This is a genomic window from Amycolatopsis sp. NPDC051071, assembly GCF_040682875.1.
Classification (GTDB): domain Bacteria; phylum Actinomycetota; class Actinomycetes; order Mycobacteriales; family Pseudonocardiaceae; genus Amycolatopsis.
Window position 1 is genome coordinate 1 of the sequence record NZ_JBFBBY010000225.1, and the last position, 9,986, is coordinate 9,986.

General features: G+C 69.1%; 9 protein-coding genes. 8 read left to right on the forward strand and 1 reads right to left on the reverse strand.

The window, feature by feature from the left end; genetic code table 11:
* Positions 1 to 410: 410 nt before the first annotated feature.
* Entirely contained in the window at positions 411 to 1,145 is a 735-nt protein-coding gene (locus tag AB0M65_RS37770) for a hypothetical protein (RefSeq protein WP_364039315.1), read from the reverse strand.
* 173 nt (positions 1,146 to 1,318) lie between these two features.
* Here AB0M65_RS37770 and AB0M65_RS37775 point away from each other — a divergent pair, with 173 nt between their 5' ends.
* The 8 genes from AB0M65_RS37775 (at position 1,319) to AB0M65_RS37810 (ending at position 9,925) form a co-directional block, all read left to right on the forward strand.
* A complete protein-coding gene (locus AB0M65_RS37775) occupies positions 1,319 to 2,071 on the forward strand; it encodes a helix-turn-helix domain-containing protein (protein WP_364039317.1) in 753 nt (250 codons plus the stop codon).
* A gap of 93 nt (positions 2,072 to 2,164) precedes the next feature.
* Positions 2,165 to 3,025 (forward strand): NAD(P)-dependent oxidoreductase, encoded by an 861-nt coding sequence (locus AB0M65_RS37780; RefSeq protein WP_364039320.1) that lies wholly within the window; start codon positions 2,165 to 2,167, stop codon positions 3,023 to 3,025.
* A complete protein-coding gene (locus tag AB0M65_RS37785) occupies positions 3,022 to 3,423 on the forward strand; it encodes a nuclear transport factor 2 family protein (protein ID WP_364039323.1) in 402 nt (133 codons plus the stop codon). Before AB0M65_RS37780 ends, AB0M65_RS37785 begins: the two co-directional genes overlap by 4 nt.
* Positions 3,420 to 4,490 (forward strand): maleylacetate reductase, encoded by a 1,071-nt coding sequence (locus tag AB0M65_RS37790; RefSeq protein ID WP_364039326.1) that lies wholly within the window; start codon positions 3,420 to 3,422, stop codon positions 4,488 to 4,490. Before AB0M65_RS37785 ends, AB0M65_RS37790 begins: the two co-directional genes overlap by 4 nt.
* Positions 4,487 to 5,353, forward strand: coding sequence for an intradiol ring-cleavage dioxygenase (locus tag AB0M65_RS37795; RefSeq protein WP_364039329.1), 867 nt, complete (start codon positions 4,487 to 4,489; stop codon positions 5,351 to 5,353). Before AB0M65_RS37790 ends, AB0M65_RS37795 begins: the two co-directional genes overlap by 4 nt.
* 92 nt (positions 5,354 to 5,445) lie before the next feature.
* Positions 5,446 to 6,663 (forward strand): MFS transporter, encoded by a 1,218-nt coding sequence (locus AB0M65_RS37800; RefSeq protein ID WP_364039332.1) that lies wholly within the window; start codon positions 5,446 to 5,448, stop codon positions 6,661 to 6,663.
* Positions 6,660 to 7,742 (forward strand): alcohol dehydrogenase catalytic domain-containing protein, encoded by a 1,083-nt coding sequence (locus tag AB0M65_RS37805; RefSeq protein ID WP_364039335.1) that lies wholly within the window; start codon positions 6,660 to 6,662, stop codon positions 7,740 to 7,742. Before AB0M65_RS37800 ends, AB0M65_RS37805 begins: the two co-directional genes overlap by 4 nt.
* Before the next feature lie 107 nt (positions 7,743 to 7,849).
* Positions 7,850 to 9,925 (forward strand): hypothetical protein, encoded by a 2,076-nt coding sequence (locus AB0M65_RS37810; protein WP_364039338.1) that lies wholly within the window; start codon positions 7,850 to 7,852, stop codon positions 9,923 to 9,925.
* Positions 9,926 to 9,986: the final 61 nt, after the last annotated feature.

A 9,986-nucleotide genomic window follows, 5' to 3' on the forward strand; every position in this document is an offset into this window, starting at 1 on the left:
GGCCTTCCTGTACTGGGGAAGGTGTGAAGGTCGAGTTTCTTCGGCTGAGCCGAGGGAAGGGGTCCTTCACGCGCCGCCGTGGTGACTGGTGGTGCCGCTGGGGCTCGTGATGGCCTTCCGGGACGGGTGAGGGGAAGCTTGAGGGACTCTGGGCCCCTCAAGGAGTCCTTCAAGGACCGGCCGCTACCCGGCTCACCGCCGTAGGTACCTAGAACAGAACACCCTTGGCCAGAACGACTCATGACCCGTTCGGTAAACGTAAATACCGGCGTCAAGCAGACATTTGCCCGCCGAGAAGTGTCCATTGAGGACTTTCGGGGTACGGTCGGGCCCGACGGCCAATCCAGACTCACGGCAGAAGCTCCGTCACGCCACGTATGCCTTATCCCTCGACGTGAACACGGACTTGTTCAGTGCGCGAAGGCCAGCGCGACCCAGTTCGAGAATTCGCAGGCGAGGTGCAGCCGGTGCTGGGTGACCATGGAGGGCATGGTGAGCCGGGGGAACTCGACGCACAGGTGGGCGTGGAAGCCGTCGGCGTGGTCGCGGAACTCGTGCCGGACACCGCCGATGGCCAGGCCTGTTCCGGTCCGGGCGACGCCCGAGGCCTCGAAAGGAAACTCTGGATTCCGGTGGGTGATGATTTCCGCGGTGTCGGAGTAGTCGACCAGGAACCGCGTCGCGAGTGGGCTGCCGCCGGTCGTCTCGATGACTTCCTGTCGTCCGTCGGGTGCGGTGTCGATCAGGAAGTGGTCCGGGTTGGCGGCGATCATGCTGTGGGCGTAGTCGTCCCGTCCGGTGTCGCTGAACCAGGCGAGGAACTCCGCGGCGGTACCGGCTCCGGTGACATAGAGGTCGCAGGTGCTGGTGACGCGGCGCCCGCGTGAGAGGCGGGTGGAGGTGCGGGCGACGGCGTCGGCGCGGCGGATGTCGCGGGCGAGACGGCGACGGACCTCATCCGGCCCGAGTGCGAGTTTGGCGTCGGCGAAGGCCGTTCGCGCGCCGGCGAGCTCGCCTGCCGGGACCGGTAGGCCGATCTTCGCGGCGGCCTTGCCCATCCGCTTCGTCTCCCACGCCCGCACGTCCTCACGTGTGACGGGACGCCCGGCCAGAACGGCCTTGATCATCGGTTCGCTGGTGGGCATCGGTGCCTCCGGACAGGCTTCGAGTTGAGGAACAACTTGTTCAGCACCACTGTTTAATGTGACTGAACACAGCTGTCAAGAGAGGCGCGCCACAGGTCACTCACAACTCGGTTGCTGGTCTCGACTCGGCGGTAGTGTTCAGTGATAGCGAACTGAGATGCAAGGGGGTCGCGGTGGACGACAGGATCGGGCCCGCGCTGCGGAAGGCACGGGAAGAACGCAAGCTGAGCCTGCGCAAGGTGGCGGCCGCGGCCGGGGTCTCGGCGAGCTTGCTCTCGCAGGTCGAGACCGGGCGGTCCCAGCCTTCGGTGAGCACGCTGTACGCGCTGGTCAGCCATCTCGGCATCTCACTCGACGAACTGCTCGGCCTCGGCGCGGGTCAGGCCGAGCCGGTCACCGGTGAGACGGCGAAGCAGCCGGTTCCGCGGGCGTCGTCCGGGGTCGTCCAGCGTGCTGCCGACAACCCGGTCCTGGAGATGGCCAATGGTGTCCGATGGGAGCGGCTCGCCATCGGTGGCCAGACCGACGTCGACGCCCTGTTGGTCACCTACGAGCCGGGCGCCGCCAGCTCGGCCGACCGGAAACTGATGCGCCACAGCGGAACCGAGTATGCCTACCTGCTGTCGGGCGAGCTGACCCTGCTGCTCGACTTCGACCGGCACCTGCTCGCCGCGGGTGACTCGCTGTGCTTCGACTCCACCCGTCCGCACCTGTACCTCAACCACGGCGCCGAACCCGCGCGCGGCGTGTGGTTCGTATCCGGCAGGCGAGACCTCGACCACACCCGCGAGTGGGTGGAGTCCCAGGTCGGCGGCCTTTCCAGCGAGGCCTCCTCGCGGCCTTCGAACGTGGTCGAGGCCCTTGCTTTGCTGGGCTCCAGCGTGCCGGTAGGCCCCGCGAAAGCCCAGCGAGACCCGGGCCGCTGACACCCTTCTCGTCCGCTGCCACTTGACGACTGCGTCCAAGTGTTCAATATTAGTGAACACTTGGACAAGGCAGAGTGATGCAGAGGAGATGCCGTGCTGATCGGATTCGCCGGGCTCGGACGGATGGGCCTGCCGATGGCCCTCCGGCTGGCACAGGCGGGACATACGGTCTTGGCCCATGACCCGGGGCTCGGCGCTGTCCCGGAGGGCATCACGGCGGTCGCCTCGGCGTCCGGACTCGCCGAGGCGGAGCTGTCCATCAGCATGCTGCCGGATGGCGTGGCGACCAGGGAGCTGGTCCTGACCGGGCTGGCCGGTGCCGGGCGAGACCATCTGCACGTGGTCATGGGCACCGTCGGCCCCGCCCTCGTGAAGGAACTGGCCATCGCCGGGCCGGTGAGCGTCATCGACGCGCCGGTGTCCGGGAGTGTGTCGATGGCCGAGGCGGCCACGATCAGCACCATGGTCGGCGGCACGGCAGAGCAGTTCGACCGGGTGCGGCCGGTTCTCGCGTCGATGACGGCGGCACAGTTCCACACCGGACCCGTCGGGTCCGGGTCCGCGGCGAAGCTGGCGGTCAACGCCGTCCTCGCCACCCTCAGCCAGGGCGTCGCCGAAGGCCTCCTCATCGCCGAGGCGGGCGAGCTGGATCTCAAGGTCTTCTACGACGTTCTGCGCGGGAGCGCGGCCGGCGCACCCTACGTCGGCTACAAGGAGGCGGCGTTTCTGTCCCCGGCGTCCGCCGGTGTCGCGGCCCCGATCTCCCTGATTCGCAAAGACCTCGGCCTCGCCCTCGAACTCGCCGCCGGACTCGATCTGCCGGGCGCGGAAGCCGCCTACGCCGTGCTGGACGAGGCGACGGCGACGGGGCACGGCGAAGAAGACATGGCACAGGTGCTCGCGGCCCTGCGGCTGCGCAACCGGCCGGTCACCAAGGAGGAAGTACTTTCATGACCAGCAGTGTCACCACGGCCGACATCGAATCGACCATCCGCGCCTTGGAGGACGCCCGGTACGCGGCGGTGATCGCGGGTGACGTGGACGCTTTCGCCGCGCACGCCCACCCCGATCTGGCCTACACCCACTCCAACGCGGTCACCGACACACTGGAGTCCTATGTGGACAAGCTGTGGTCGGGTTTCTATGTCTACCACCGCATCGATCATCCGGTCGACCGGATCCTGGTGTCCGGGGGCACCGCGGTCGTGGTGGGGGAGATGCTCGCCGACATCACCGCGGGCGGGACCCGAAAAACGCTGGCGAACAAGGCAATGGCCGTCTGGGTGCGCGAGGACGGCCGCTGGCTGCTGCTGGCCTACCAGCCCACCGTCCTGCCGGAGCCGTCGCGATGAGCGCGTTCACCTACGACGCGTTGCCTGGCCGGGTGGTCTTCGGATCCGGCGTCGCGCGCACCGGGCTGCGGGCCGAGGTCGACGCGTTCGAGGCGCGGCGGATCCTGCTCATCGCGGCCGATTCCGAGGCCGAGCTGGCGCGCGAACTGTGTGCCCCGTTCGCCGACCGGCTAGCGGTCACGTTCTCCGAAGTCCGGCCGCACGTTCCGGTCGAGGTCGCCGAACGGGCTCGTGAGGCCGCCGCCGGAGCCGATCTCGTGCTGTGCGTTGGCGGCGGATCGACGACCGGGACGGCCAAAGCCGTCGCGCTCACCACCGGGCTGCCGATCCTCGCCGTGCCCACCACTTACGCCGGTTCCGAGGTCACCCCGGTGTGGGGACTGACCGAGAAGAGCCGTAAAACCACCGGCACCGACCCGCGCGTACTCCCGCGAACGGTCGTCTACGACCCCGAGCTCACCCTGACGCTTCCCGCTGAGCTGTCTGTCGCAAGTGGACTGAACGCGATGGCCCACTGCGTCGAGGCGTTCTGGGCGCCTCAGCGGAATCCGGTGTCGAGTGCGGTGGCCGAAGACGGGATCCGGCATCTCGCGAACGGGTTGCCCGCGATCGCCGCCGGCTCCGGCGACCTCGATGCCCGGACCGAGTTGCTGCTCGGCGCCTACCTCGCCGGATCGGCGTTCGCCGTCGCGGGATCCGGGCTGCACCACAAGATCTGTCATGTGCTGGGTGGCGCGTTCGACCTGCCGCACGCGCGGACGCACGCGATCGTGCTCCCGCACGTGCTGGCGTTCAACGCCCCGTACGCGCCCGAAGCCGCGTCCCGTATCGCGTCCGCTCTCGGTCTGCCCGAGCCGGCCGCAGGGTTACGGCGACTCGGCGAGAAGCTCGGTGTTCCCGCCGGGTTGCGGGATCTCGGCCTGCGCGAGAACGACATCGAGGCCGTGCTGGACGACATCCTCGCGCTCGCACCCGCCGACAATCCGCGCCCGGTCACCGCCGACGGCATCAGAGGGCTGCTGCACGCGGCGTGGGCCGGGGCCGATCCCGCGAAGGAGACGACATGAACCCCGCCGACCGCGAACAAGCCGTGACCGACGAGGTCGTGGCCAGCTTCGACGGAACCACAGACCCTCGGCTGCGGCAGGTCATGCGGAGCCTGGTCCGGCATCTGCACGCCTTCGCCCGCGACGTCCGGCTCACCGAACAGGAGTGGGAGGCGGCGATCGGATTCCTCACCCGCGCCGGGCACATCACCGACGACCGTCGCCAGGAGTTCATCCTCCTGTCCGACGTCCTCGGCCTGTCCATGCTGACCGTCGCCATCAACGAGCCGAAGGTGCCCGGGGCGACCGAGGCGACGGTGTTCGGCCCGTTCTTCGTCGACGAGTCACCGGAAATCCCGCTCGGCGGTGACATCGCGCGCGGCGCGGCCGGGACACCCTGCCACGTCTCAGGACAGGTCCGCGACACCGACGGCACCGCGATCCCCGGCGCGCGCGTGGACGTCTGGGAAGCCGACGAGGACGGCTTCTACGACGTCCAGTACACCGACGACCGCTCGGCCGGTCGTGGCTGGCTGCGCACCGGAAGGCATGGGGAGTACCGGTTCTGGTCGGTCTTGCCCGCCCCGTACCCGATCCCGCACGACGGCCCCGTCGGCGATCTCCTCACGGCCGCGGGCCGTGGCCCGATGCGGCCCGCGCACCTGCACTTCAAGGTCACCGCGCCGGGCTTCCGGACGCTGATCACCCACCTCTTCCTCGACGGCGACCCTTATCTCGACAGCGACGCGGTGTTCGGCGTGAAGGAAGGCCTCGTCGTGCGGAGCGGAAAACACCACGACGGAACGGCTCCTGACGGCTCCCGTCCGCAGGGTGAATGGGCCAGTTTGACGTTCGACCTCGTGCTCGTCGCCGAAACACCCTGACCCGGCTTCCCTCCCGGCGGCCCCGTTCCGGTGGCCGTCCGGTTTCCCCTGCCCGGAAAACGTTCAACGGCAACTCAACGTGGAGGTGCGAGATGCGAAGTACCCGGTGGATCGTGTTGGGCGGGTGTTTCCTCGCGTATTTGTTCGACGCGCTGGAAATCGTCCTGCTGTCGTTGTCACTCCCGGTGATCCGGCACGACATGGGCCTGACGGCGACCCAAGCCGGACTTCTCGCGACGGCGACCTTGCTGGGCATCGGGGTCAGCAGCGTCGCGGGCGGCTACGTGGCCGACAACTTCGGCCGGAAAAAGGCGCTGGTCGCCTCACTGCTGATCTTCGGGGTGTTCACCGCGGCCTTGGCCGTGGTCCCGAACTTCGCCGTGTTCCTGATCCTGCGGTTCCCCGCCGGGATCGGGCTCGGCGCGGTGTGGAGCGTCGTTTCCGCCTACGTGGTCGAGACCTGGCCACCGCGGCACCGTGGCCGCGCCGCCGCCTTCGTGATCAGCGCCTTTCCCGCCGGAGGAGCGCTCGCGGCCGTCGTGTCCGGACAGTTCCTGCCGGACTGGCGCCTGATGTTCCTCGCCGCCGGAACCGCGGTCGTCGTACCCGTGCTCGTCGTCCTCGTCTTCTTCCGGGAATCCGCCGACTGGGTCGCGCACAAGGTCCAGCGCACCGACCACGCCGTCACCGTGCGGAACGTCCTGAGCGGATCGCTGCGCCGGACGACCCTGCTCGGCACGCTCATGGCCGCGCTGGCGCTCACCGGCTACTGGGGTGCGACGACCTGGCTGCCGACCTATCTCACCGCCGAACGTGGTCTTCCCGCGGGTGACGTCGCGCTGTTCGTGACGATCCTGAACGTCGGAATGTTCTTGGGCTACAACGGTTTCGGGTTCCTCGCGGACCGGATCGGCCGACGCGGGACAATCATCCTGACCCTGCTGGGCGTCGCGCTCACCCTGCCCATCTACGCCTTCACCACCGACCAGGCCGCCCTGCTGTGGCTCGGGCCGCTGTTCGGTGCCTTCACCGCCTTCTTCGGCATCTTCGGCTCCTACCTCGGCGAACTGTTCCCCACCCGGGCACGCACCACCGGTGCGGGATTCTGCTTCAACGTCGGCCGCGGCATTTCCGCCTTCGCTCCCTTCGGCCTGGCCGGGATCGCAGGAATCGTCGGATTCAGCGGAGGACTCCTGGTCTGCGCAGGGTTCTTCGCTCTCGCCGCCCTGTCGACCCTGCTCCTGCCCCGCACCGGAGACTACGAAACAGAGCCGACCACCAAACGCTCCGAAGTCGAGGCCGGCGCATGACCGCCACCATGAAGGCAGCCGTCTATCACGGCACTCGCGACATCCGGATCGAGCAGGTCGCGCTGCCGGAACCCCGTGCGGACGAGGTGCTGGTGGCCGTCCGGCGCAGCGGGATCTGCGGCACCGACGCGACCGAATGGGCCGCCGGCCCGGTGATGGCGCCGCTGCACCGGCGGCACCCGGCCAGCGGGCACCTCGGCCCGATGATTCCCGGTCACGAGTTCGTCGGCGAGGTCGTCGACGGCCGCGGTGAGTTGCCCACCGGCACTTCCGTCGCCGCGGGCGCCGGAGTCTGGTGTGGACGGTGCGACCGCTGCGCGCTGGGCCGCACCAACATCTGCCGCGACTACTACACCCTCGGCCTGAACGCGCCAGGCGGGCTGGCCGAGTACGTCGTGGCGCCGGCCAGGACGCTGAGGCCGATCCCTGCCGGTCTGTCTTTCGACGCGGCCGCGATGGCGCAACCACTGGCGGTCGGACTCCACGCCGCCCGTCGCGCCGGCGTTCGCGACGGAGAGTCCGTCGTGCTCATCGGAGCCGGCGCCATCGGTACTTTCGTCCTCGCCGGCTTGAGCCGCCTGAACCACGCCGACGTCACCGTGATCGACCTTCCCGGAGCCAAGCTCGAACGCGCCGCGAAGCTGGGCGCGAACCGCACACTCTCCGCGCGGGAGGACGTTGTCGAAAGGGTCCTGGAGAACACCAGGGGCCGCGGCGCGGACGTGGTGATCGAAGCCAGCGGGGCATCCGGGCAATTCGAGACCGCGCTGCGAATGGTGACCACTGGCGGCCGCGTGCTGGCCGTCGGTCTGCCCAAGGAAAAGCCCACCGTGGACCTGTTCGCGCTCACCCTGCGTGAAATCACCGTCGGCTCGAACGTTGCCCACGTCTGCGACGAGGACCTCGGCCCAGCACTGGAGATCCTGTCCGAAGGCACGCTCGGACCGTTGTTGCTCCACTCCGTGATCACGCTGGACGACCTGGTCGCCCAGGGACTTGAGCCAGTCGCGAGTGGGCAGGTCGACGGAAAGATCCTGGTGGCGCCCGGCTGCCGAACCGCGGAGCCAAGGGGATCCTGACCGCACGGCCGGTGGTGAGAACCCGATGTGCCGAGACCGCGTGAACCCGTATCCGCCCGCGAGCGGATACGGGATACATGGTCCACTCATCGAGCGAGAGGCAGTTGATGAATCGGGCAAGCGTGCATTTCCGGCGAACTGTTTTACTGAGTACGGCGCTGATAGCGGGGCTGCTGGCGGTATCGGGCGTACAGGCGGTGGCGGCACCGGTCTATCAGCTGACGCTGCGCATGATCGACCGCGACGGCGCCGTGGCGACCGCGAACTCTCGCGCGACGGTCGACGTGATCAGCCTCAGCGGTGGCGGCCGCGAAAGCGACGTGCCCACCGGGAGCACCCTGCGGCTGCCCGCTGACCGTTACGCGCTGGTGGGCAGCCTGATCACGCCGCGCCGTGGGCTGGAGCCCTCGATGGCCGTGATGGCCCACCCGGAGCTCAACCTGACGCGCGACACCACCGTCACCCTGGACACCCGCCACAGCGCGAAGGTCACCGCGAACGTCGACCAGCCAGAGGTGACCGGGGGCAGCTCGCTGGTCGAGATGGGAGTGCGCCTGGGCCCCGACCACACGAACTCCATGGTGTTCCCGTTCGACCAGCGCTTCCAGGAGATGTTCGCCGGTACCCTGCCGGGTACCTCGTCAGCCGCCTTCTACTTCGGCGCCAGCCACCGCCTGGAACAACCGCGGCTGGAACTGTTCGGCGAACAGCCGAAACGCTTTCAAGTCCCCACCGCGGCGATCGGCGCACCCCTGCCGGTGGGGTCACGGACGCCCGCGCTGGCGTTCGGCGGTGCGGGTCGCGAGGAAGACTTGGCCGGAGTCGAGGTGCGCGACCGGCTGGTGGTGCTCGAACTGCCCTGGGACACCACCCCGGAGACTCTGGCCGAACGGGTCGCCACGGTGCGCGAGCACGGTGGCGCGATGGTGGCCGTGTGGTCGCCCCCCGCGGTCGCGGTGCGTCACGGCGCGGAGCTTGCCGGGCAGCCGGGCAGCCGGATCGCGGCCGCGGCGAAACCGTCCAGCGAACTGACCGGCTCCAAGGCCGCCGGGGCGTTGGCGCTGCCGACCGTCCAGATCGCCGGCGTGAACGCCGAGCGGCTCGCCGCGTTGGCCCGGACCGGTGACGGCACCGCTGCCGTGATCGCCCGCCCGGAAATCCGGGACGCCTATGAATTGTCCTTTCCGGCCACCGGACGGGTCCCGGCACAACTCGAGCACTCGGTGCGCAAGTCCGAGCTCGCGGCGGTGACCATGGCTTTCCACGGCTACTCGGCGGAGGACTCGTCCCAGGTGCACGCGTTCCACCAGGTGGCAGGGGTACGCCTGGGATTGTCCCGGCTGGGCTATGGAACACCGGGCCTCGTGCGGGCGGAACGTCAGGAGTACTACACGCCGGGCAAGTGGGCCTTCCTCAATGCGCTGGTGAGCGACAGTCCGAGCCTAGGTGGTGACCTGCGCGGTGAGGAGCTCTTCGCGGCGGGCAAAAGCTACCGGCTGGCCTGGAACGGCGCGGTCACCGGCCCCGGCTTCCGCGGCAAGCGCGTCTATCCGGCCGACCGTCCCTGGGCCGCACGCACCGCGCAGGAGATCGACATCAGCATCCCGTTGTTCTCCGACGCTGCCGGGCACACCGGAACCGCGGACTTGGACGCGCCGGGTGACCGCGGCAGCACCGCGCTCTACCGTGAAGGGCGGCTTTACGGTAGTCAGGCGACTCCCGGGCGCGCGGTGTTCGTGGCGCCTTCCGAGGAGGCCGGTTACCGGCTGACCACCGAGGCGGAGCGCGACGAACCCTGGGCGTCGTTGTCCTCCAAGGTCTCCGCCGAATGGACCTTCCGCAGCGCATTCGCCCGGGGACCGAGCCGAGCGCTGCCGCTGCTGGAGGTGCGTTACACCCCGGCGGTGGATCTGGCCAACAGCGCGCCGGGCGGCGGCACCTTCACCGTCCCGGTCACCGTGTCCCGGCAGGACGGTCCCGCCGCGATCACCGGCCTGCAGGTCGAAGTGTCTTACGACGGTGGCGTCAACTGGCGGCCCGCGAAGGTGAGCGGGCAGGACGGCCGGTACAACGCCGAGCTCCGCCACCCGGCGACCGGATCCGTCTCCCTGCGGGCGAAAGCCGCCGATGCCGACGGGAACACCACGACCCAGAGCATCATCCACGCTTACCGGCTCCGCTGAAGAACGGCAGATCAGGTCTGGGGGTCGTGAGTGATTTGGGGGGGTACGACGAACCCAAACA

Bases quoted from the DNA above. Each gene is read 5' to 3' on its own strand.
- AB0M65_RS37795 (WP_364039329.1), top strand. From the start codon at position 4,487: ATGAACCCCGCCGACCGCGAACAAGCCGTGACCGACGAGGTCGTGGCC.
- AB0M65_RS37790 (WP_364039326.1), top strand. From the start codon at position 3,420: ATGAGCGCGTTCACCTACGACGCGTTGCCTGGCCGGGTGGTCTTCGGA.
- AB0M65_RS37800 (WP_364039332.1), top strand. From the start codon at position 5,446: ATGCGAAGTACCCGGTGGATCGTGTTGGGCGGGTGTTTCCTCGCGTAT.
- AB0M65_RS37810 (WP_364039338.1), top strand. From the start codon at position 7,850: ATGAATCGGGCAAGCGTGCATTTCCGGCGAACTGTTTTACTGAGTACG.
- AB0M65_RS37805 (WP_364039335.1), top strand. From the start codon at position 6,660: ATGACCGCCACCATGAAGGCAGCCGTCTATCACGGCACTCGCGACATC.
- AB0M65_RS37770 (WP_364039315.1), bottom strand. From the start codon at position 1,145: ATGCCCACCAGCGAACCGATGATCAAGGCCGTTCTGGCCGGGCGTCCC.
- AB0M65_RS37785 (WP_364039323.1), top strand. From the start codon at position 3,022: ATGACCAGCAGTGTCACCACGGCCGACATCGAATCGACCATCCGCGCC.